Consider the following 24,231-nt stretch of genomic DNA (forward strand, 5'->3'; position numbering starts at 1 on the left):
CATGAAACGGATTCTTTATGCCATACTGGCTGTCATGACGCTGGCAGCATGCACGCCCGACGAGGAGATCCGGGCGCACGCCGGATTCACCACCGACAAGGAGGAGTACCGAACCGGCGATCTGGTGACGATCACCAACACGGCAAGCGCCGAAAATGCCGAGATCGCCGTCTGCAAATGGGAATACATGGGGCAGACGCTCTATGATCTGGGGGCTCCCGAGCCCTTCTACGTCGATCAGGGCGGCGAATACGTCGTCCGGCAGACGGTGACCACCAACCGCGGCTCGCAGAAGGATGTCTTCGAAAAGGTCATCCGCGTGATCGACGACAACACGCCGCCCGTGGCCGACTTCACCTGGAAGGTGAACGGCGAAGAGGGGGCCACCATTCAGGCCAATCAGGAGGTCGAGTTCATCGACCGGTCGACCGATCCCGATGAAGACGGCTCGATCGTCGCCTGGGAGTGGTCGTTCGGCGGCGAGGTGGTGACGGTCTCCGACCCGGAGCAGGCCGCCTCCGTCAAGCACACCTTCGGCTCGCACGGCAAAACCGAGATCAAACTCACCGTCACGGACAACCGCCGCTCGAAAAACACGAAGAGCGTGACGATCGACATTGCCAAGAGTCCGACGAGCATGGGTATCCTCTGGTCGTATCCCTACGACACGGAGGGTACGGTACAGGGATCGTCGCCGGCCGTGAGCCCCGGCGGCAGCCTGGTCTATGTCCTTTCGTCAGGATACCATCTGACCGGAGTCTCGGCCGGTGTCGACGGCGGACAGAAGAGCTGCCGGATCGATCTGGATCCCGACCAGTCGACGATCGTCGACCCCTTCACGCTGACGCCTTCGGTCGACGAGGACGGAACGGTCTATGCCGTCGGGTACCAGCGTATCGACGGAAACGACCATGCCGCACTCTACATCATCCGCGACGGCAGGATCCTCCATACGGGTGATGCCGGATCCATCAACAAGAACGAACACTTCTTCTTCGGTTCGCCGGCCATCCTCGACTACAACGCCCGCAAGTATGTAATCGTCGCGGCCAAGAACCTCACAAACAACAATCCCAACATGAACGGCGGAAGCGCCCATGTTCAGGTATTCGATCCGACATCGGGTGCGGGCATCGTGGGTATGCACGCCAATTCGGGATCGTTCGGAAGCCCCATAGCGCTGAAGAGCGGCATCATTCTGGCCAGCGGCGGCGGAAACTACGGTACGCGCATCTACCTGCCCACGGGTGACTCCTGGGCCTTCAACCGCCCCGACAGCGGCAACGACAACACCGGAAACCTCGGGGCCAACAGCTATCGCATCTCCCAGTACGGAAGTTCGATCGCCGTGGGCAAGGACGGTAAGACGGTCTATATCGTCGGACAGAAACAGGACAACTCGAGCGCCATGCTGCTGAGCTACGACGTCTCGGGCATTCTGGCCGCTCCGAACACCATCAAACCGGCTCCGCTGTGGTCCCAGACGCTCAAGGGCAATCTGGTCTCCAAGAAAGCCCCGGGCGGCGTGGTTCTCGGCGAGGACGGCACGATTTACGTCACGACCTGCTCGCCCGGATACGTCACGGCCGTATCGTCCGACGGTTCGCAGATCCTCTGGGAGCATGCCGCCGCAGGCGAAATCACCGGCACCCCGGCCGTGGGCAACGACAACGCCGTCTACTACAACGACACGACCAACGGCAACCTCGTCAAGCTCGACGCCAAAAGCGGTACACAACTCGCTGCGCTCCACCTGGCCGACAAGCTGGACTCCTCGCCGACGATCGCGCCCAACGGCGTCATCTACTGCAACGGCATGCTGAACAACCAGCCGACCCTCTTTGCCGTGGATGCCACGGCCACGGCTCCGGCGGATTCCTGGTCGCAGATGGCCGGTAATCCGAGCAAAACCGCCTGCCAGTATTGATTCAGAAAACAAATCCCCCAACTCCGGAAAGCGCCGGCTGCCCGATCGGGCAGTCGGCGTTTCCTCGTCATACGCGGGCCACAAACTCCTCCAGCGCCCCAAGATCCACCTCGAGCGGATCGGCATGCTGCGGGAGGCGAGTCAGCGACTCAAGCCGTTCGGGCAACGGGACCCGTCGTCCGGTTACCGTGGCAATCACCTCGCCGAACTTCGCCGGATGGGCCGTCGAAAGGTAGAAGCCCGGTTTGCCCACAGCTACCGACGCCGCATAACCGACGGCACTATGCGGATCGGAGAGGTAACCGCAGCGTTCGTAGAGCGAATCGATCGTCCGTCGGATCGTGGCATTGTCGCAACGGTAGCCCCTCAGTTCGGCCCGCAGCGCGTCGGGGTCTCCGCCGCAGAGCCACAACATCCGTTCGAAATTGCTCGGCGCCCCGACATCCATCGCGCTGGCAGGCGTACGGACCGAAGGCCGGGGCAGATAAATGCCCGTTTCGAGAAACTCCGGCACCACGTCGTTGAGATTCGAGGCCGCCACGAAGCCCCCGACCGGAAGCCCCATCCTGCGGGCCAGCATGCCGGCCGCCAGATTGCCGCAGTTGCCGCTCGGGACGACGATCACGGGATGGTCGCCCCCCGTCTCCCGCCGCCAGAGGAAATAGCCGTAAAAGTAGTAGAAGGCCTGCGGGATCCAGCGCAGCAGGTTGATCGAGTTGGCCGACGTGACACGACGCCGGTGCCGGAACGCTTCGTCGGCGAAGAGCTCCTTGACCAGCCGCTGGCAGTCGTCGAACGATCCGTTGACCCGCAGCGGGTGGATGTTGCCGCCCGGGGCCGTCATCTGGCACTCCTGCAAGCGGCTGATCCGCCCCTCGGGGTAGAGCACCACCACATCGACACCCGGAACGTTGTAAAAACCGTGGGCCACGGCACTGCCCGTATCGCCCGACGTGGCCGTCAGGATCACCAGCCGCTCGCCGCCGCGGTCCAGCAGCCCCGTCATCCGTCCCATGAACCCCGCCCCGAAATCCTTGAAGGCACAGGTCGGGCCGTGGAAGAGTTCGAGCGTGTAGCGGCGATCGCCGACCCGTCGCAGCGGCACCGGAAAATCATACAACGAGGCCAGTTGGCGAGCGATCTGCTGCGGGTCGAGATCCCCGTCGAAAAAGAGGCCGGCCAGGTAGGTCGTCAGCGAGGCATACGATTCGTCGGCCCGGCGCTCGGCCTCCGAAAGATCGGCCTGCGGAATCCGCTCCGGCACGAAAAGGCCTCCGTCCGGGGCCAAACCCATCATCACGGCCTCGCGCAGCGACTGACCGTGTTCGCGTTTCTGATCGCGTGTGCTGTACCACTTCATGAGATCTGCTGTTTTACGATTCGACAATCCGCGCTCCGGCATTCGAGACCCGTCCGGCATAGGTGTGGCTGGCAATCCCCCGCCCGGCAAAGTGACGCTCCATGCTGTCGGCGATGCGGCAGGCCACGGCGTAATCCGAAGCCAGCGCAAAGACCGACGGTCCCGATCCGGCGATATTCAGCGCCAGGGCCCCCTGCCCCATTGCCTCTTGCTTGAGCACATCGTAGTCCGGAATGAACCCCTTACGGTAGGGCTCGACAACGGCATCCTGCATCGAACGGCCGATCAACGCCACGTCGCGCAGGGCAAAGCCCGCCACCAGTCCGCCGACATTGCCCCACTGCTTGACGGCCTTCGAAAGCGGGATCTCGTGCGGCAGCACCTCGCGGGCCATCTTCGTGCTGACGACAATCTGCGGATGGACCACCGCATAGAAGAAGTTGTCGGGAACGGGCAGCCGCACGATATCGAAAGGTTCGTAACCGCGGATCAGCACCACCCCGCCCAACAGGGCCGGTCCCACGTTGTCGGCATGGGCCGTCCCGCCCTGCAGCGCCTCGCCCAGCATGGCGAACTCGACGAGCTGTTTGACCGAGAAGGGGCATCCCAGCAGTTCGTTGATCCCGTAGACGGCGGCGGCCGACGAGGCGGCGCTCGAACCGATACCGCTTCCGGGGACAATCTTCTCGAGCAGGCGGATGATGACCCGCACCGAACCGCCGTAGGCCGCCAGCATGGCCCGTACGGCCGGCGTGATGACATTCTCGTCGAGCGATTCGGGCAGTTCGACGCCGCTTTCGTTGCGGATCTCGAACCCTTCGGCATCGGGCTCGACCATGACCTCCATGCGGTCGCCCACGCCGTCGAGCGTCAGCCCCATGACATCGAATCCGCATCCCAGATTGGCCACCGTTCCCGGGGCAAAGACTTCTATGTGTTTCATTTCGATTCTGCTTTTTGGATGGATAAAACTTCGGAAATGGATGGCTCCGAATGGACGGTTCGTCCGACTGTGAGCCGGTGATCCGCCCCGTGAGGGCTGCCGCACCCGACAAGGGATGCATCAGCGCCGGATTCCTGTCTGGAATCAGTTCGGAGACTTTTTCGTTTGGTGAATATCCGCTCCGGCAACCTGGGCCGGGGAGCATGCGACGATGCGACGGATGATGATTACAGGACCCCCACAGGGGTGGTACCCGTACCGGTAAGGGTACGGAACGTGACAACGGCGGTCGTATGACCGACGGCGAAACCACCATGCGCCCTGCGGCCGGAGATTCCGACCCGGGAAAGAGCGGCTCCCAACCTTTCGAAGCGGGATCCGCACTCCCAAACAGGGGCGATATGGTTTCTCAGAAGTTTCATCAAGGGCAAATATAAAACAATTTTTTTAAAAATCCAAATCCGCATAACAATTCGTAATCATTTTTCAACACAAACAAGAACGCCTCATTATATATATGTATAAAACAACACGTTCCACGCACAATCGCCTCGAAAAATCGTAATCACTCAGAATATCACCCAATCGGCACCATCCGCCACCGAGACAAAAGGAGGACTTGCCATCCCAAAAGATGGATCAGATCATAAGACAACACCCCTCTATTTTTGCAAACAGTAATCAAAATACCCAAAAACCACTTTCAATTTGCCATGTTATTAAATTTTTTTAGGAAATTTCTTGCTCTTTCGCTCCGAGTTTGCTATCTTTGCTTCACAACTGAAACAGAAACGAAGGCATGAAAGCCCTGAACCATTCGAATATCGTCGTCATTAACGTCATTAACGTGCTGCTCGTGGTCAACGAATTGATAACGGGAGAAAGGTGACGTACCTGTTCGAAGCATAACGAGAACCTTTCTCCCGGCCGGGAGAAAGGTTCTTTCGTTTCATAGCCCCAAAGTCGAAGCAAACATGGAATCCCAACAGATGAAACACCCCCTCAGAAGCGCCGCTACCCTCTCGGGGCGCCGCATGGCCGGAGCCCGCAGCCTCTGGCGCGCAAACGGCATGCGCGAGGAGCAGTTCGGACGTCCGGTCATCGGCATCGCCAACTCCTTCACGCAGTTCGTCCCCGGGCACGTCCACCTGCACGAGGTCGGCCAACTGGTCAAACAACGCATCGAAAGCCTCGGCTGCTTCGCCGCCGAATTCGACACCATCGCCATCGACGACGGTATCGCCATGGGCCACGACGGCATGCTCTACTCGCTGCCCTCGCGCGAGATCATCGCCGACAGCGTCGAGTACATGGCCAACGCCCACAAGATCGACGCCCTGGTCTGCATCTCGAACTGCGACAAGATCACCCCCGGCATGCTGATGGCCGCCATGCGCCTCAACCTGCCGACGATCTTCGTCTCGGGAGGCCCGATGGAGGCCGGACGCCTCGACGACCGGCGGCTCGATCTGATCGACGCCATGGTCATGTCGGCCGACGCCAGATACTCGGACGAGGAGATCGCCCGCGTCGAACGCGCGGCCTGCCCCGGATGCGGCTCCTGCTCGGGGATGTTCACCGCCAACTCGATGAACTGCCTGACCGAGGCGCTGGGGCTCTCGCTGCCCGGCAACGGGACGATCGTCGCCACACACGCCAACCGCCGCCAGCTGTTCGAGGATGCCGCAGCGCTGATCGTCCGCAACGCCGAGCGTTACTACTTCGAGGGCGACGAACGCGTCCTGCCCCGCTCGATCGCCACGAAGGCCGCCTTCGAGAATGCCATGTCGCTCGACATCGCCATGGGCGGTTCGACCAACACGGTGCTCCACCTGCTGGCCGTGGCCCATGAGGCGCAGGTCGACTTCACGATGCAGGACATCGACCGTCTCTCGCGGCGAGTGCCCGTCCTCTGCAAGGTGGCCCCCAACTCCCACTACCACATCGAGGATGTCAACCGTGCCGGCGGCATTCTCTCGATTCTGGGCGAACTCGACCGCGGCGGGCTGCTCGACACGTCGGTCTGGCGCGTCGACGGACGCACGCTGGGCGAGGCGATCGCCGCGGGGGACGTACGCCGTCCGACAGCCGCGGATGCCGCCCGACGCCGTTCGCTGAGCGCCCCGGCCGGTCACTACAGCCGCGAAATGGCCTCGCAGCAGTGCTACTACGAGGAGCTCGACACGGACCGCACGGCAGGCTGTATCCGCGATCTGGACCACGCCTACTTCCGCGACGGAGGGCTGGCCGTACTGACGGGCAACATCGCCCGCTCGGGGTGCGTCGTCAAGACGGCCGGCGTCGACGAGCGGCTCTTCGTCTTCCGCGGCCGGGCCCGCGTCTACGAGTCGCAGGAGCAGGCCATGCACGGCATCCTCAACGACGAGGTTCAACCGGGCGAGGTGGTTGTCATCCGCTACGAAGGGCCCAAGGGCGGCCCCGGCATGCAGGAGATGCTCTACCCGACGTCGTACCTCAAGTCGAAGCACCTGGACAAGGTCTGCGCGCTGATCACCGACGGGCGCTTCTCGGGCGGCACGTCGGGACTCTCGATCGGACACGTCTCTCCCGAGGCGGCCGCCGGAGGCGAGATCGCCGTCGTCCGCACGGGCGACGAGATCGAGATCGACATTCCGAAGCGTTCGATCCGCCTGCTCGTCGACGATCGGGAGCTCTCGGCCCGCATGGCCGCACAGAGGCAATTCAGACCGGCAGCCCGCAACCGGCAGGTTCCACGATCGCTGCAGGCCTACGCCCGGCTCGTAAGTTCGGCCGACCGCGGCGCCGTGCGGATCCTCGACGATGAGGAGTAACCCGCTCACAAACGGAAACCCGACCACGAAAAACATTCACGCCATGCATACTTCATCCGACGAAGCGCAACAAACCATCGACGGGGTCCGCATGACCGGATCACGGGCGCTGCTCGAATCGTTTCTGATCGAAGGGGTCGACACGCTGTTCGGCTACCCGGGCGGGGCCATCATCCCGGTCTACGACGCCCTGTACGACTACCGCAACCGGCTGCGCCACATTCTGGTGCGCCACGAGCAGGGTGCCGTCCACGCCGCGCAGGGCTACGCCCGCGTCAGCGGCCGCGTGGGGGTCTGTCTGGTCACCTCGGGCCCCGGCGCCACGAACACCGTCACGGGGCTGGCCGACGCCCTGATGGACTCCACACCGATCGTGCTCATCACCGGACAGGTCGGCTCCTCGCTGCTGGGTACCGACGCCTTTCAGGAGACCAACTTCATCGGCATCACGCAGGCCGTCACCAAGTGGAACTGTCAGGTCAAGCGCGCCGAGGAGATTCCGGCGGCCATCGCCAAGGCCTTTTTCGTCGCCCGTTCGGGGCGTCCGGGGCCCGTGGTGGTCGACATCACGAAGGATGCGCAGTGCGGCGTGGCGCCGTTCCACTACGAACGGGTCACCTCGATCCGCAGCTACGTCCCCGTTTCGGAGCCCGACCCCGCACGGCTGGACGAGGCGGCGCGGCTCATCGACGAGGCACAGCGTCCGCTGGTGATGGTCGGACAGGGCGTCCTGCTCGGAAACGCCGAGGCACAGTTGCGCGCCTTCCTCGAAAAGAGCGGCATGCCCGTGGCCTCAACGCTGCTCGGGCTGTCGGCCGTGCCGACCGACGCGCCGCAATACGTCGGCATGCTCGGCATGCACGGCAACTACGGACCCAACATCCGCAACCGCGAGTGTGACCTGATCGTCGCCGTGGGGATGCGATTCGACGACCGCGTGACGGGTTCGCCCGCCCACTTCGCCGAGAATGCCCGCGTCATCCATCTGGAGATCGACCCCGCGGAAATCGGCAAGATCATCCCGGCCGACGTCCCCGTGGCGGGCGACGTGCGGCAGACGCTGCCGATGCTAACCGAGCGCATCCACAGCCGCGACCACAGCGCGTGGATCGAGGGATTCCGCGTCTGCGACCGCATCGAGCGCGAACGTGTCATCGACAAGGCCCTTCACCCGGCGGGCGGAAGGATCCACATGGGCGAGGCGGTCGATACGGTGGCCCGCGCCTACGCGAACGACGCCGTGGTGGTCACCGACGTCGGACAGCAGCAGATGTTCGCCGCACGCTACTTCGGATTCCGCCACACGCGCAGCCTCGTCACCTCGGGCGGCCTCGGGACGATGGGCTTCGGGCTGCCGGCCGCCATCGGTGCCAAACTGGGCGCCCCGGAGCGCGACGTGGTGCTATTCGTCGGCGACGGCGGGCTGCAGATGACCATTCAGGAGCTGGGAACGATCTTCCAGTCGAAGGTCCCGGTGAAGATCGTCCTGCTGAACAACTCGTTCCTCGGCATGGTCCGCCAGTGGCAGGAGCTCTTCTACGACTCGCGCTACTCGTTCACCGAACTCACGAACCCCGACTTCGGGATGATCGCCCGCGCCAACGGCCTCGGCTACCGTCGCGTCGAGAGCCGCGAAGAGCTCGCCGACGCCGTGGCCGAAATGAAAGCCTCGCAGGAAGCCTATCTGCTGGAGGTCTGCGTCGAAAACCAGGAAAACGTCTTCCCGATGGTCCCCGCCGGAGCCCCCGCTGCGGAGATCCGTCTCGAATAAACCGTATCGGAACATGGGAACGGAACAGGAATACATCATCACCGTATTTTCGGAAAACAAGGTCGGTCTGCTGAGCCAGATCACCACGGTCTTCACCTGCCGCAACGTCAACATCGAGAGCCTGACCACCTCGGAGTCGGCCCTGCCCGGCATTCACAAGTTCACGATCGTCGTGCGCACGGCGCCCGAAACCGTGGAGAAGGTCGTGCGGCAGATCGAGAAGAAGATCGACGTACTGAAGGCCTTCGTCTATCGGCCCGAAGAGGTCGTCCAGCAGGAGATCGCCCTCTACAAGGTGACGCGCAGCAACAGCGTCGAACAGCTCGTCCGGCGCCACAACGTCCGCATCCTGGAGGTCGACACCGACTACATCGTCGTCGAAAAGACCGGCCACAAGGAGGAGACCCAGCAGCTGTTCCGCCTGCTGCAGCCCTACGGCGTCCAGCAGTTCGTACGCAGCGGCACGGTGGCGGTCATCAAGTCGCGGCGCGAACTGCTGAACGAATACCTCGAGGAGCTCGAAAAGATGCGCCGACAGCCACAGTCCGAACCGTGCAATGCCTGAAAAGACGATGAGACGGGCCGGCATGACCCGCAAAACCCAATCTGAAAAACAGTTCAACAAACCAAAACAATAAAAAAACTATGGCAAAGATCAATTTCGGCGGCGTCGAGGAGAACGTCGTAACCCGCGAAGAGTTTCCGCTGAAGAAGGCTCTCGAAACCCTGAAGGACGAAACCATCGCCGTCATCGGCTACGGCGTGCAGGGCCCCGGACAATCGCTCAACCTGCGCGACAACGGCTTCCGCGTGATCGTCGGACAGCGCAAGGGCTCGAAGAGCTGGGACAAGGCCCTGGCCGACGGATGGGTGCCGGGCGAGACGCTCTTCGAGATCGAGGAGGCTGCCCAGCGCGGTACGATCATCCAGTACCTGCTCTCGGATGCCGGACAGATCGCCGTCTGGCCCACCATCAGGAAGCACCTCACGCCGGGCAAGGCCCTCTACTTCTCGCACGGCTTCGGCATCACCTACAAGGACCGCACGGGAATCATCCCGCCGGCCGACGTCGACGTCATCCTGATCGCCCCCAAGGGTTCGGGCACCTCGCTGCGGCGGATGTTCCTCCAGGGCCGCGGTCTGAACTCGAGCTACGCCGTCTTCCAGGATGCCACGGGGCGCGCCATGGAGCGCGTCATCGCCCTCGGTATCGGCGTCGGTTCGGGCTATCTGTTCGAGACCGATTTCCAGCGCGAGGTCTACTCCGACCTCACGGGCGAGCGCGGCACGCTGATGGGTGCCATCCAGGGGATCTTCGCCGCCCAGTATGACACGCTGCGCGCCCACGGTCACACCCCCTCGGAGGCCTTCAACGAGACCGTCGAGGAGCTCACGCAGTCGCTTATGCCGCTGGTGGCCGAAAACGGCATGGACTGGATGTATGCCAACTGCTCGACCACGGCCCAGCGCGGTGCGCTGGATTGGTGGAAGCGTTTCCGCGACGCCACGAAGCCTGTCTTCGAGGAGCTCTACGAGAGCGTCCGCAGCGGCAACGAGGCCCAGATCTCGATCGACGCCAACAGCCAGCCCGACTACCGCACGAAACTCAACGAAGAGCTGCGCCAGATGCGCGAAAGCGAGATGTGGCAGGCCGGCGCCGTCGTCCGCAAACTCCGCCCCGAAAACAACTGATTGCAATAGACTAAACACCCAAAACGAAGAACTATCATGTGTGGATTCGTAGGATTGTTCGACATCCGGCAGCAGTCGGATGCGCTGCGCACCCAGGTGCTGAAAATGTCGAAGCAGATTCGCCACCGCGGCCCCGACTGGTCGGGGATCTACTGCGGAGAGCGGGCGATTCTGGCGCATGAACGCCTCTCGATCGTCGACCCCCAGTCGGGCCGGCAACCCCTGTACAGCCGCGACGGAAAGCTCGTGCTGGCCGTCAACGGCGAAATCTACAATCACCGCGAAATCCGCGCCGAACTCGCCTCGGAGTACGACTTCATGACCGGTTCGGACTGCGAGGTGATCCTGCCCCTCTACCGGAAGATGGGACTCGGACTGCTCGAGAAGATCAGCGGCATCTTCGCCTTCGCCCTCTACGACATCGAGCACGACGAGTACCTCATCGCCCGCGATCCGATCGGCGTCATTCCGCTCTACATCGGCTGGGACCGCGACGAGCAGTTCTACGTCGCCTCGGAGCTGAAGGCCCTCGAAGGGGTCTGCACAACGATCCAGCCCTTCCTGCCCGGCCACTACTGGTCGTCGCGTGAAGGCAAGATGGTCCGCTGGTACCGCCGCGACTGGTTCGACTACGACGCCGTGAAGGATAATCCGGCCGACATCGGCGAACTCCGCACGGCGCTCGAGGAGGCCGTCCGCCGACAGCTGATGTCCGACGTGCCGTACGGCGTGCTGCTCTCCGGAGGTCTCGACTCGTCGATCATCTCGGCCGTGGCCAAGAAGTACGCCGACCGCCGCATCGAAAGCGGCGGTCGCGAAGAGGCCTGGTGGCCCCAGTTGCACTCCTTTGCCGTGGGACTCGAGGGTTCGCCCGACCTGGCCGCCGCCCGCAAGGTCGCCGACCACATCGGTACCGTCCACCACGAGATCCACTACACGATCCAGGAGGGGTTGGATGCCATCCGCGACGTGATCTACTACATCGAAACCTACGACGTGACCACGGTCCGCGCCTCGACCCCGATGTATCTGCTGGCCCGCGTCATCAAGTCGATGGGCATCAAGATGGTCCTCTCGGGCGAGGGGGCCGACGAGATCTTCGGCGGCTACCTCTACTTCCACAAGGCCCCCGATGCGCGGGCCTTCCACGAGGAGACCGTGCGCAAGCTCGGCCGGCTGCATCTCTACGACTGCCTCCGGGCCAACAAGTCGCTGGCGGCGTGGGGCGTCGAGGGGCGCGTGCCGTTCCTCGACAAGGAGTTCCTCGACGTGGCCATGCGCCTCAACCCCGCAGCCAAGATGGCCGGCCAGGGTCGCATCGAAAAGTGGGTGCTGCGCAAGGCCTTCGAGGATATGCTCCCCGCGGAGATCGTCTGGCGCCAGAAGGAGCAGTTCTCCGACGGCGTGGGTTACAGCTGGATCGACACGCTCAAGCGCATCACCTCCGAGGCGGTCTCCGACCGCGAAATGGAGCACGCCGCCGAGCGTTTCCCGATCAACCCGCCGCAGAACAAGGAGGAGTACTTCTACCGCTCGATCTTCGAGGAGCACTTCCCCTCACAAACCGCCGCCGCCACGGTGCCCTCCGTCCCGTCGGTGGCCTGCAGCACGGCCGAAGCGCTGGTCTGGGACCAATCGTTCGCCAACTGCAACGACCCCTCGGGCCGGGCCGTGCTCGGCGTACACAACACCGATCTCACGCACAAGATCTGATTCCCCGATCCCAGACACAACGAGAGGATCGCCGGCCCGATGGCCGGCGGTCCTCTTTTTTTATCCGAACCCGGAACCGCACGCCTCTCTTTTCGACAGATCGGTCGGTTTCCGCTTGGCCGTGCGGGCAAATTTTCCTACCTTTGTCGAACAAAACGCTGCAAAATCTAAACTCTACCTGATATGTACGATCATGACAACCGGGTGGTCATCACCCTCGATGCCGGCGGCACGAACTTCGTCTTCGGAGCCATGCAGGCCAACCACTTCATCGTCGAACCCATCACCATGCCCTCGCACGCCGACAATCTGGACCAGTGTCTGGCCACGATGGTCGACGGATTCCGGCAGATCATCGACCGGCTTGCGGAGAAACCCGTCGCCATCAGCTTCGCCTTCCCCGGCCCGGCCGACTACCCCAACGGCATCATCGGCGGTTATCTGCCCAACTTCCCGTCGTTCCGTGACGGCGTGGCGCTGGGCCCCTTCCTCGAGGCGACGTTCGGCATCCCGGTCTTCATCAACAACGACGGCGACCTGTTCGCCTACGGTGAGGCCCTGGGCGGCGCCCTGCCCCAGATCAACGCCCGTCTCGAGGCCCTCAACAGCCCCAAACGCTACAAGAACCTGCTGGGATATACGTTCGGAACGGGTCTCGGCATCGGCATCGTCGTCGACAACCGCCTCAACCGCGGCGACAACTCCTGCGTCGAGACCTTCTGCCTGCGCCACAAGAAATACCCCGACATCATCGTCGAGGACGGCGCCTCGGTCCGCGCCATCAAACGCGTCTACGGCGAACTGAGCGGCAACCCCGACCACGGTTTCGAACCCAAGGAGATCTGCGAAATCGCCGACGGAACCCGCCCGGGCGACATGGAGGCGGCCCGCAAGGCCTTTGCCGAGTTCGGTGAGGTGGCCGGCGACGCCATGGCTACGGCCGTGACGCTGATCGACGGTCTGATCGTCATCGGCGGAGGTATCACCGCCGCCCGCAAGTGGATCATGCCCAGCCTGCTGCACGAACTGCGCTCGAAGATCCACCAGCTCAACGGCAACGAACTCAACCGCGTACAGATGAAGGTCTACGATCTGGACAACGAGGCCGAATTCCTCGAATTCGCCCGCGGCGACCAGCGCACGCTCCAGGTCTACGGCACGGACCGCTACGTGGTTTACGATCCGCAGAAACGCATCGGCGTGATGATCTCCAAACTGGGCGCCAGCCAGGCCATCTCGGTCGGCGCCTACGCCTTCGCACTGAGTCAACTCGATGCACAAAACGCATAACGACATGTACAAGTTTCAACCGATTCTGAAATCCCTGATCTGGGGCGGCGAGAAGATCGCCCCCTACAAACAGATCGAAACCGAACAACACAACATCGGTGAGAGCTGGGAACTCTCGGGGGTCGAAGGCAACGAATCCGTCGTTGCGAACGGTCCCGAGGCCGGTACCAAACTCCCGGATCTGCTGGCCCGTCACGGCGCCGCACTGCTGGGCAAGGCCAACTACGAGCGTTTCGGCAACGAATTCCCGCTGCTGATCAAGTTCATCGATGCCCGGCAGGACCTCTCGATCCAGGTACACCCCAACGACAAGCTGGCCTGGGAACGCCACCACTCGAAGGGCAAGACCGAAATGTGGTATGTCGTGGCCACCGATCCCGGAGCCCATCTGCGTTCGGGCTTCTCGAAGCAGGTGACCCCCGAAGAGTATGAGGCCAGCGTCGAGAACCACACCATCACGGACATTCTGGCCGATTACGCTATCCGTCCGGGCGATGTCTTCTTCCTGCCCGCCGGCCGTGTCCACGCCATCGGTGCCGGATCGTTCATCGCCGAGATCCAGCAGACCTCGAACATCACCTACCGCATCTACGACTACGGCCGTGTAGGGGCCGACGGCAAACCCCGCGAGCTGCACACCGAGCTGGCCAAGGAGGCCATCGACTACACCGTGCAGCCCGACTACCGCACGCACTATACGCCGGCCCGCGATACGCGCGTCGAATTGGTTTCGTGCCCCTACTTCACCACGTCGCTCTTCGATCTGACCCGCGAGCAGACGCTCGACCTCTCGACGCTGGATTCGTTCGTCGTCGTCATGTGTCTCGAAGGTCACGGCACGCTGACCGACGACCGAGGCGAAACGATGACGGTCCATCAGGGCGAAACGGTGCTGTTGCCGGCCACGACATGCACGTTGCGCTTTACGCCCGAGGGTTCGATGAAGCTGCTCACAAGCTGGATCGCCTGACCCGGCGGAGGGCTCCTTTAAGAAAGGGGCTTTGTGGGCGGAGGAATCCACAAAGGGATTCCGATCCGGTTCCGCGCCTCGACAGTCGTATGCGGGTAAAGGCTGCGGAAACCGCTAAAGGTTCAGCAGCACATCCCCCCCTCTTAAAGGGATCATTTCCGCGAAAGCAGGAATCCAGGATCGCCAAAACACGCCTCCGAAACAAACAATAAAGGCTGCCCATTTGGGCAGCCTTTATTCGTATCAACGTGTTTCGTTATTCGAGCGAGGAGCCGTAAGCAGCATGGTCCGCAGTAGGTTTAATAGTTCCCGTCGAAAGATCGACCTTGTCAATGAGATTATCAGTTCTATAGATTACCACATTAGACATCCCGCCAGGTAGAGCCTCTGCTGTAATACTTCCGGTAGCAGTACTGAACAACTTATACGCATATGAACTTGTAGTATTCGTATTGTAATACCTATTGTCATTAGCCGCAGAATTCACGGTTGTCGGATAGCTGCCACCTGCCAGAATGATTATTGCATTCGGATTCTGCTTCTGCGTGCTGTATATCAGATTCTTGCTGAATGTAACCTCTGCACATCCTCCGAGAATAAACAACGCATGGCCCGGTTGTCCTGAGGTATACCCCAATATATCGCCCGTCGAGTTGTTTACAAACTCAATCGACAGGTTTGAGGTATATGATCCCGATACCCACTTATGATAGAACAGCGATACGGGTTTGACAGTCCCAGCCTTAGCATAAATCACATTGTTCTCAAATACAATTTTTCGGAATTCAGTAAGACCAGTAGACAGATGTCCTTCTCCCACTTGGAAAAATGCATACGTACTACTTGCCTGAGTAAAATCGATTCCGATCTTGCAGTTCCGGAATATAATCTGCTCGATATATCCGTCGGTCGGGGAATTGCTAAATGTTCTTAACAAATTCTTATTGGCCCCGATGGTGATATCGCAGTCCTCAAATACAAGTATTTTTGCACCTCCAACTCCTGCTTCACCAGTAAGACCCATATAACAGTTGTCATCCATGCCTTGTGTCATATCAATTTCCAGATTCTTAAATCCGAAAATTGCATTCCGGTTTTGCATATCAAAACGCCCACTCATCTGTAGTTTCGTCTTCTTCTGTTTATTACGACCTATGAAAATTGATTGGTCTGACAGATAAATCGTTGCCGGATTCATAAAGGTATTATCAGCCTCGGTACCATCCAAGAAGTAGACCTTTGTTTCTTTATCGCCGGAAAGCGAACTAACAGACTCCGACGCCGTGTACAACTTGGCACCCTCGCTATTTTTGTCATAAGATATGCCATTAACCTCGACACCCGAAGCATAGTAGTCGTTCGGATCGGCCGGGGTCTCCATCGTCGAAGTCGTAGCCGTGGCAATCTCACTGTATTGCTCACCCATGTAGGCCACTACATAGATCGTATACTTAGTCTCGGCCTTAAGCCCCTCGACCGTCACACTCGTTCCCAAAACAGCCGTACCCTCAGCAAAAACCTTTGCTGCTTCCGGAGCCTCGGATTCAGATTCCAAACATATATATTTCCAGCCGTCGGCATTGGCCGAAAGCTGTGCTTCGAAGGTCAGCGTCGACTCGGTCGGAAGAGTCGTTGCGGAGAGTGCGACCGAAATGGTCGGGGCCTCCACCTCCTGACCCGTACTCTCGACCTGAATCTTCGAAATGCAGGAATATTTGCCCGTCGTGGCGAGAATGGCCACATCCTGCGACGAGTTGGCTGTGGCCCGCGTACCGAGCGTCGACGCTCCGGGAACCGGAGCCGTCACCACCAGTTCGGCCTGCTCGCTGGCCGGCTCGGTCAGATGCGCCGTCCAACCCTCGGGGTAGGTCACCATCGTCGTCTCCACACCGCGGATCTCCACGACGTAACGCTTCGTCTCGCCGGCTCCGAACGTCTGCACGCCCTCCGACGTGGTGACGATCCGGCAGAAGAAATCCTCGACAATCGGGATCTGCAGCTCCTCGCCGCCCTTCATCACGATGTGCAGCGAATCGCCCACGACCTCGACCGTCTGGAAGAACTTGTCCTCGGTCGGCGTATCCGTGATGGCGCTGACCGGCTGCCCGTTTGCATAGGTCACGTCGCGCCAACCCTGGCCGTCGCCCAGATCGATCTGCCAGATACCCGCATCACTGACCTGGAACGTCGGCGTCTTGCCATCCTCGGCTTCGGCCTTCACCCCCAACGAAACCGGCTCTCCGTCACCGATCGTATACTGCCAGTTGCCCGACGCATCGATCGACACCACGGGAACCAGCGCGTCGATATCGCTGACAAGCGTCAGAACGTCGCCGTTGGTCAGCGTGATCGTGCACTTGCCGTTCTCGTTCTTCACCGAGGAGATCTCCGAACCCTGGTAGAGTTTTCCCAGCGCCTCGATATTGCCGTTCAAGGCATTGACCTGCGTCTCGAGGGCCTGAACCCGGCCCTTCAGATCGTCGATCGCATCCCACAGGTCGTCGTTGTTGTCGCACGACTGAAAGACCGCAGCCGCCGCGACGAATAACAAAATCAGATACTTTTTCATAATTTATCGTGTATTGTTTTTTATTTCAGGGAGTTCAGCCAGCCGGGAACATATCCCAGACGCTTGCGCAACTGTGCTTCGTAGAGCGACTGCGGCTCGACGGCCTGTCCGTTGCTCTCGAGGTATTCGAGCTGTCGGTTGCCTTGCTCGTCCTCCTCGGAGAAGTTGACCTGCGCACCATGGAAGCCCACAATGATCGGAGGCAGCGTCTTCCACCACGGATCGTTCGTCAGCCACCAGCGGAAGACTCCGCTGAAATCATGCTTGGTGTTCGTGGCATTGAGATTCCAGATCGTCAGATCGCGCAGGTGGTTGGGGACGTTCTTGTTGTCGCCGCCGAAGCGCCACTGCACGAAACCTCCCGTACAACGGTCAACCAGCGTGGCCCGCGGCTGCTTGGAGTGCGACTCGAACATCGCATCAGTTCCCCACGTATTGTTCCACAACACGGTGCCCAACGCCGGGTTCGAGACACCCGAGGCGTGATACTGGCCGGCATTCTGCAGGAAGGTGCTGCCCGGAGCTCCGCTCGAGGTGACACATTCGTAGCCGCTCGTCTGGTCGATGATCTTGCCGATAAAGACGCGCGACGAGCCCTGCGAACGAACGGCCGAGTGGCCGCGGTTGCCCGTAATCCGGATATCGTAGGCCGAACAGTTGGCGCTCGAGACGATCGACAGAGCCTCGCTGACATCCTGAAAATCGACCCGACGCACCCACGAATTGGTCAAACGCATCATGTTGAGCGGTTTGTAGGCACCGTCGTCGCGCCAGTCGGCATGATGGCCGAACTGCTCTTTGGCATGGCCCACGAACGTGAGATCCTCGACACCTATGTTCTCGTAGTGGTTATACTTGTTCAGTGTCCAGTTCCATTTCGACTCGACGGCATACAACAGCGGTTCGTAAAAGGTCACCGTATTGCCGCGGACCGACCTGACCTGGTGATAGTCCTCGATATGGATGGTCTTGATATCCTCCATATCTCCCTCCACTGCATAGGGCGCCAGCTCCTGGGCCACAAGTTCGGGCGAAGAGTCCTCGAGTTTGAGCAGTACCCAGTCGCCGGTCTTCACCCCGGTGGTTCCGCTCACCTCGACGGAGAAGGAGCCCGCCGGAGCATCCGCCGTCACCTCCGAAATCAGCGACGTACCCGAATTGTGCTTGATGTTGAGCATCACGGGTGATGTCCACATGTTGGCCGGATTGCTCGGCCAGTTCTCGGCATCCATGATCAGCCGCGTCTTGTCGCGCCCGGCTCCCTTGAGGACGAAATTGCCCCCACGGATGATGATATCCGAACTCGTGTACTGATCCGCGCCGATCGGCGTATTGTCCTCCTCGTTGTGGAGCACATAGTCGCCCTCGGGGAAGTAGATGATCGCATTGGCTGACGCATTGGCCTGGTTCTTACCCTGGTCATTCTGACCGGTGAGTTTCAGCGAGGACAACAGTTCGACAAAGGCCTGACGCGAGGAGGTCCGCCCTGTCGGATCCAGTCCGTAGTCAAGCACGTTGTAGACCTTGTAGCCCAGCCCCCAGACATCGGGAGGAGCCACTTCGCCGTGTTTGTAACCGGCATACGAGAAATCGAGCAGTACGTTCTTCGCAGTTCCGGCCTCAAAATTTCGCCACGCCTCGCAGGCGTTGGCATACATCGTTTCATTAATGAGTGTCAGTTTCAGCGGCACGATCTTCAGATAGCCCTCCTTCGAGGTGATGACGATCGAAAGCGTAAATTCCGCCTGTGCCTGCGCCTCGGACGGTGCCGTAATCCGCAGCGTCGTCTCCCCGAGTTCGGCACTCCAGCCCTTCAGGGGACGGATCTGGGCCTCGGCCACATTCGTCTGCACGACCTCGAACTCGCGCGTCTCCCCCAGGTAGAAGGGTTCCGTCTCTCCGGCCGCAATCGTCAGGTCGAAACCATCGAAGACCGGAAGACGCAACACCTCGCCCGATCCCAGCATCTCGACCACCAACACCTTGTCAGCCTCGTCGTAGCTCACCGACCGGAAACTGTTGCTGTAACCGACGTGGTCACCCAGGGCTTCGACCGGCTGGCCATCCTGCAGAAGCGCTTCCCACGAGGATCCGCCGTCGAGGCTCACCTCCCACATACCGTCGGACGAAACCCGCAGTCGGGGCGTTACCCCCTCGGCATTCTCCTGTTGCTCACCACCGGCTACGGGCCACGCCGATACCGGTGCTCCGTTGGATTTGATCTGCGTGGCGGTTTTGCCGCCGTCGAGGCTGATGGTCCAGTAACCCTGTTGGTCGATTCCCATCAGGGGCGTAACCGCACCTTCGATCTCCACGGCATTGATGACCGGATATCGGGTGCCGTCGCTGAACTCGATCAGATAGCCCTCGCCGCTCTCGGCGGGCGTCACGCCGACGATGACCAGTGATGCATCCATCATGGCATGCAAGGCCTCGATGCCGGCATTCACCTCTCCGACCTTCGTCTCCAGAGCCGCCACACGGTCCCGCAGCGAGTCGATCTCCTCGCGGATCCCGTCGTCCTTCTGACACGACTGCAGCGCAAAGGCCGAAAGCGCCGCAATCCATAAAAAAAGTTTATTCATAGACATCTTCAATTTAGTTTTCCTTATCATAAGGGATCCACTCCGCCAACACGCGCTCCCGATACCAGACGTCGTCGTTCTCGCGAAGCAGCACGGCCAGTTCGCCGCACAGCGAGGCGAAGAGCTCGGGGTATGCCTCGGGATCAAGCGGCTGCATCTGGTAGGGATCCCGCACGTCGTCGTACAACAGCACCCGTTTCAACGTCCCGCTGCGATCGATCGCCAGTTCCATCGTATGGGTGGCGGTCTTCAGCCCCCGGGCCTCGGGGAAGAAGCCGCGGACCATCCCCGCGGAATCGCGCTCGCCGTCGAGGTTGCGCAGATAGAGCGCCGCACGCGGACGTTCGGGCTGCACGGCATCCTGACGCAGCAGGGCCGAAAAGTCGCGTCCCTCGACACTCGCCGGGATGCGGTCGGCAAGCCCCGCCAGTCCGAGCAGCGTCGGCATGATATCGGGCGTCGAGAGCAGCAGATCATCCACCCGGTGGGGAACATGCCCCGGATAGCGCACCAGGAAGGGGATGTTCAGCGACTCGCGCCAGATTGAATTCTTCGGATCGTTGGTCGAGTGGCTGGTCATCGTCTCGCCGTGGTCCGAGGCGAAGACGACGATCGTATGGTCGGTCAGACCGGCATCGTCCAAAGCCCGGAGCAACCGTCCGAATTCGCGGTCGATGCCGCTCACGTTGGCAAAGTAGTAGCGGGCGGCCGCAGCCTTGGCCATCGTCGTATCGGCATTCGGCCGCACCAGCAGCTCGGTGAGCGACTTGTCGCGGTAGAGTTCATACCCCTCCAGGTCGCAATCCTCCGTCGAGGCGTAGGGCGAATGGGGCGGATTGATGCCCATCATCAGAAAGAAGGGCTTTCGGGAATCCCGCCGGGAATCCCGGTTTTCAATGTACTCGATCGCCTTCGTCACCTCGTGCTGCGGCGACCACTCGTCGACATCGTGCCGGCGTCCCTCCGTATCCCAGTAGTGGGGATGCTTGTGGACGTCGTAGGTGCCGTACGAATACCAGTAGTTGAAACCGTGGCGCCGCTCGGGAGGCGTATAGGCATCCCACTCCGGCACGGCGTCGCTCACGTAGGTCCCCGGACGCTGGGGGTTGTTGCGTGTCGGAAAGTCGACGTGCAGCTTGCCGATGTAGGCGCAGTCGTAGCCCGCCGCCGAGAAGACATCGCCGATACACTCGGCATCCTCGCGCAGCGAACTCTCCGGCCGCTCCGACATGCAGTTCAGCACCACGCCGCTCCGCTCGGGATACATCCCCGAAAGGAGCATGCCGCGGTGGGGACTGCTCAGCGGGCAGTTGCTCACCGCCTCGCTCAGCACCGTGGCCTCGCGCGCAAAGCGGTCGAGGTTGGGCGTCGAGACCGGATCGCCGCACCAGTTCACCTGCGCGGCAAATTCCGGATCGGACCAGAACCCCAGCGAGGAGTTGCGGTACTGATCCGGGAAAACATAGATCACATTGGGGCGCTCGGTCTCCGGCGTCCCCGTACAGGCCGTCAGGGCTAACCCCGCAAACGGAAGTATTCTTCGGACTTGCATCATTTTTCAACTAATTCATGGATTTGAGCGTCACCTCACGCGTCGCCCCCTCGCGGCACGCAAAGGTCACCACCGTACGATCGCCGTCGATCTCGGCCCGGCACCCTTTGTCCGCCTCCTTCAGCGCCCAACGCCCCCGGAGCGTCACCTCCAGAAGGGATTCGCCCGAGGGGTTGTCGATCCACTCGCGCGAATAGATGCTCCGCTCGACGCGCTTGCCGTCGGCATCGAACACCTCGTCGCTCGGCCCCTCGTAGAAGCGCAGGTCGGGATCGGACACACTGACCGTCAGCGACTCCTCCCCGCCGCCGATCATCACCAGCGACGGCATCGAAACCCGTTCCAACAATCCTTCGCCGACCTCGCCGCCCCGGAAGAGCGCATAGCCGACGATATCCGTCGGCCGGTCGTGCACGATATGGGCCGTCGAATCGCACCGCAGCACCTCGTAGGGAAGTTCCCCGGCATAACGGGCCGCCTCGTCATCCGACGCATGGACCACCATCAGGTATTCGTATCCACAGCCGTCGACCGCACCGCGTCCGTGGTCGATCCACGCCGTGGCAAAGTCGTTCTCGGTCGGGGCGTCGGTCTCCTCGTGCAGCGAATGCTGGTGGCGTTTCCCGACGCAGACCCGCCCCTGCGGAACGATATAGAGGTTGCGCAGATTGTCGCGCAGAACGGCCCCCCCGGAGAGGGTTGTCTCGTAAGGGAAGTCCGTGATCCGTTCGCCGTTGACCTCGATCGCCCCGGCCGGATCCGCCAGCCAGTTCTGGAACAGCGTCGTATGGACGCCTCCGTCGGCGCGGTTCTCGATGTCGGACCCCAGGCAGACGATGCGGTTGTCGAAGAGGAAGAACGTCTTCCGGGCACGCAGCGAACCGTTGTACTTGTCGTGGTCGTGGAGTTTCATGGCAAAGAGGCCGTCGCGTCCCCCGTGGCTCACGCCGCCGACAAACGCCTCGTCCGACAGGAGCATCTCCTCGTAGCCCGAGAAGGTGTCGACGTTGCGGATATCGGCCTTCATCTGCTCCATCGGAATCTCGAGGGCCGTCGTTCCGGGGATGTGGCACCAGTCCCACCCCTCCTGGCGGAAACCGCTGCCGAAGGCACTCACCGGATCGCCGTCGCCCAACAGCTGCAGGCTTCCGTACGTCAGGTAACGCCCGTAGTGGTTGGCCCCCTGGTAGATCTCCGCCGCCCACAGGTAACGGCTGTGGCCGGCCACCGTGACGAGCCAGTCACCACGCCGGTGCGACAGCGATGCATTGTAGCCGTAGACGTGCGTCCCTTCGGGCGACGGTTCGGCCGTAAAGCCCTGCTCTACGAAAAGACGGGCGTAGGAGTCCGCCGCCGGATTCAGACGCAGATAGGCCGCCGCCAGGTCCGAGTCGATCGGCTCCCGGCCGTCGGGCGAGCCGGCCACGGCCAGCCGCGCGTAGTGCCACGGAACCAGCGCCCCCTTCCCGTCGGGATGACGTCCCGACAGGGCCAGCGGGAACGACCGCAGGTTGCAGTAGAAGCGCATCTCCAGCAGCGCCCGTTTCAGAATCTCGTGGCTCTCCCGACTCACGGCAAAGCGCGTCTTCGACAACAGCCACACGGCATTGACCGCCCCGCCGCTGAAGCCGTCGACGGCATAGGCCGGATAGTGGTGGCGGTGGTGGAAGACCGTGCCGTCGCTCTTGAAGCAGGGGCTCGTCCCCTCGGTAATCTTGTAGCCGTTGTCGACCCAGCGCGAGAAGGCCTCCAGATAGGCCGCCTTCCGCGGTGTGTCGGGCAGCATCACGATGCTCGCCAGACGGCCGATCAGCGACGTATTGAAGGCGTCGATATCCATGCCCGGCTTCGCGGGAGGGAGTTTCACCTCTCCGACCCCCGAGAACCACTCCATGGCCTGCTGCACGTCGTCCGCCAGCCCGGCGCGGCGCAGTACGTCACGCATGAGGACCGGCGCCGTATAGAAGTTGCGCATGCTGTAGCCCAGGTGGTGGAGCGTGCCCTGGGCACTCCCCGCCGCAAAGCCCTGATCCAGCAGATGGCGCGTCAACAGCAGATACATCCGCTCCAGTTCGGCCCGTTCGGCCGGATCGGCGGATGTTTCATGCGTCACGGCAATCTGCAGCAGAAAGTCGTTGTAGCCGCGCAGCAGCTGATCGTTCGCCGCGTAGAGTTTCGCCACGTCCGGGTGGCCCAGATTGATATAGGTCTCGGCATAACGCACGAACCAGATCGGTTTGCCGCACAGCGTACCGTCCGCATTCTCGCGGATACCGTATTGTTCGAAGTGCCGGCGCAGGGTCTCCAGCGGCAGAGGTTTCTTTCCCTCGAGAAGCAGTTCGCGCAGACGCTCCCCGACCGTCGCCATGTCGCGGACGGTCGCCTCGTCGATTGACTCCGGAGCCTCCGGCATCGGATGGCGCCACGACTCCAACAGCACCAGCCAGTGGTTCGTCGTACCGGCATTGATGAACGGCGCCTGGAAGTCGGCCGTATGGTGCCGTACGTCCTGGAACGAGGAGAGGATCCAGTGGTCGAGGAAGAGTTTGCCCCGCCGGGCCCCCTCGACCGTCACGACCAGTTGATCCATTCCCTCTTCGGGCCGGCCCTGCATGTCGCGGTCGAAAGCTACCCAGGCCCCGCGCCAGCCCGTAAATCCCAGTCCGTAGTCGAACCATGCGCAGGTACGTCCCTGCTTGCGGAACTCGAAGCGCAGACTCCCCTCGACAGCCTCCGGGGCGTAGACCCAGAAGACGAAGGTCGAGACGGAGGTTTCGCGCGGATTGGGATTCTCGGACAGATAACCGATCGGTGCGTCGATACGCAGCTGCGCACCGCGCTGCGACCACTGCCAGCAGGCCGAATGGCTGCCCAACTTGTAGTGCTCCGCGGAGAGGGAGAGCGTCGAACCGCGTCCGGCCACCAGCGGCGCCGCAGACTCCTCGAACGAGAGAATCCGCGCGTCGGCCACCTCCCCGGCCGATTGGGCCGAGAGGGTCAGCGACCAGACAATGGCCGCGGCAAGAAGAATCACCCTGCGCATGCG

The 24,231-nt window shown here is 61.6% G+C and carries 14 protein-coding genes; 8 read left to right on the forward strand and 6 right to left on the reverse strand.

The features are described 5' to 3' along the window. Nucleotide 1 precedes the first annotated feature (1 nt). Nucleotides 2-1,927 carry a PKD domain-containing protein gene (locus tag B5G09_RS00560; RefSeq protein WP_162608217.1) on the forward strand — a complete coding sequence of 642 codons (1,926 nt, stop codon included), beginning with the start codon at nucleotides 2-4 and terminating at the stop codon, nucleotides 1,925-1,927. Nucleotides 1,928-1,994: 67 nt separating this feature from the next. On the opposite strand, the gene thrC is transcribed toward B5G09_RS00560, so the two are convergent. Together thrC and B5G09_RS00570 are read right to left on the reverse strand one after the other, a co-directional pair. Further along, nucleotides 1,995-3,287: a threonine synthase gene (gene thrC, locus B5G09_RS00565; RefSeq protein ID WP_087403599.1), complete on the reverse strand. Its 1,293-nt coding sequence runs from the start codon at nucleotides 3,285-3,287 to the stop codon at nucleotides 1,995-1,997. A gap of 13 nt (nucleotides 3,288-3,300) precedes the next feature. Further along, complete coding sequence (locus B5G09_RS00570; RefSeq protein WP_087403600.1) at nucleotides 3,301-4,230, reverse strand: homoserine kinase; 930 nt, start codon at nucleotides 4,228-4,230, stop codon at nucleotides 3,301-3,303. Nucleotides 4,231-5,219: 989 nt separating this feature from the next. Between B5G09_RS00570 and ilvD the strand changes: the two genes are divergently transcribed. The 7 genes from ilvD (at nucleotide 5,220) to B5G09_RS00610 (ending at nucleotide 14,479) form a co-directional block, all read left to right on the forward strand. Further along, the gene (gene ilvD, locus B5G09_RS00580; protein ID WP_087403602.1) at nucleotides 5,220-7,043 is read left to right on the forward strand and encodes a dihydroxy-acid dehydratase; all 1,824 of its coding nucleotides are present in this window, start codon (nucleotides 5,220-5,222) and stop codon (nucleotides 7,041-7,043) included. Between the two features lie 43 nt (nucleotides 7,044-7,086). Beyond that, nucleotides 7,087-8,814, forward strand: coding sequence for a biosynthetic-type acetolactate synthase large subunit (gene ilvB, locus B5G09_RS00585; RefSeq protein ID WP_087403603.1), 1,728 nt, complete (start codon nucleotides 7,087-7,089; stop codon nucleotides 8,812-8,814). Nucleotides 8,815-8,827: 13 nt separating this feature from the next. Continuing rightward, nucleotides 8,828-9,379: an acetolactate synthase small subunit gene (gene ilvN, locus B5G09_RS00590; RefSeq protein WP_087403604.1), complete on the forward strand. Its 552-nt coding sequence runs from the start codon at nucleotides 8,828-8,830 to the stop codon at nucleotides 9,377-9,379. A gap of 80 nt (nucleotides 9,380-9,459) precedes the next feature. Beyond that, the gene (gene ilvC, locus B5G09_RS00595; protein WP_087403605.1) at nucleotides 9,460-10,506 is read left to right on the forward strand and encodes a ketol-acid reductoisomerase; all 1,047 of its coding nucleotides are present in this window, start codon (nucleotides 9,460-9,462) and stop codon (nucleotides 10,504-10,506) included. Between the two features lie 36 nt (nucleotides 10,507-10,542). Continuing rightward, complete coding sequence (gene asnB / locus B5G09_RS00600) at nucleotides 10,543-12,219, forward strand: asparagine synthase B (protein WP_087308936.1); 1,677 nt, start codon at nucleotides 10,543-10,545, stop codon at nucleotides 12,217-12,219. Nucleotides 12,220-12,402: 183 nt separating this feature from the next. After that, complete coding sequence (locus tag B5G09_RS00605) at nucleotides 12,403-13,509, forward strand: ROK family protein (protein ID WP_087403606.1); 1,107 nt, start codon at nucleotides 12,403-12,405, stop codon at nucleotides 13,507-13,509. A 4-nt stretch (nucleotides 13,510-13,513) separates the two neighbouring features. Next, entirely contained in the window at nucleotides 13,514-14,479 is a 966-nt protein-coding gene (locus B5G09_RS00610; RefSeq protein ID WP_087403607.1) for a type I phosphomannose isomerase catalytic subunit, read from the forward strand. A gap of 256 nt (nucleotides 14,480-14,735) precedes the next feature. Here B5G09_RS00610 and B5G09_RS00615 read toward each other — a convergent pair whose 3' ends face one another. Genes B5G09_RS00615 through B5G09_RS00630 form a run of 4 tightly spaced genes read right to left on the reverse strand, consistent with a single transcriptional unit; the run spans nucleotide 14,736 to nucleotide 24,228 of the window. Then, complete coding sequence (locus B5G09_RS00615) at nucleotides 14,736-17,048, reverse strand: PL29 family lyase N-terminal domain-containing protein (RefSeq protein ID WP_087403608.1); 2,313 nt, start codon at nucleotides 17,046-17,048, stop codon at nucleotides 14,736-14,738. 20 nt (nucleotides 17,049-17,068) lie between these two features. Continuing rightward, entirely contained in the window at nucleotides 17,069-19,633 is a 2,565-nt protein-coding gene (locus tag B5G09_RS00620) for a DUF4955 domain-containing protein (protein WP_241147517.1), read from the reverse strand. 13 nt (nucleotides 19,634-19,646) lie between these two features. Next, nucleotides 19,647-21,188, reverse strand: coding sequence for a sulfatase (locus B5G09_RS00625; RefSeq protein ID WP_087403609.1), 1,542 nt, complete (start codon nucleotides 21,186-21,188; stop codon nucleotides 19,647-19,649). Nucleotides 21,189-21,195: 7 nt separating this feature from the next. Further along, nucleotides 21,196-24,228 (reverse strand): chondroitinase family polysaccharide lyase, encoded by a 3,033-nt coding sequence (locus B5G09_RS00630; RefSeq protein WP_087403610.1) that lies wholly within the window; start codon nucleotides 24,226-24,228, stop codon nucleotides 21,196-21,198. Between the last annotated feature and the right edge of the window lie 3 nt (nucleotides 24,229-24,231).

The sequence above is a fragment of the Alistipes sp. An54 genome, from assembly GCF_002159375.1.
Classification (GTDB): domain Bacteria; phylum Bacteroidota; class Bacteroidia; order Bacteroidales; family Rikenellaceae; genus Alistipes; species Alistipes megaguti.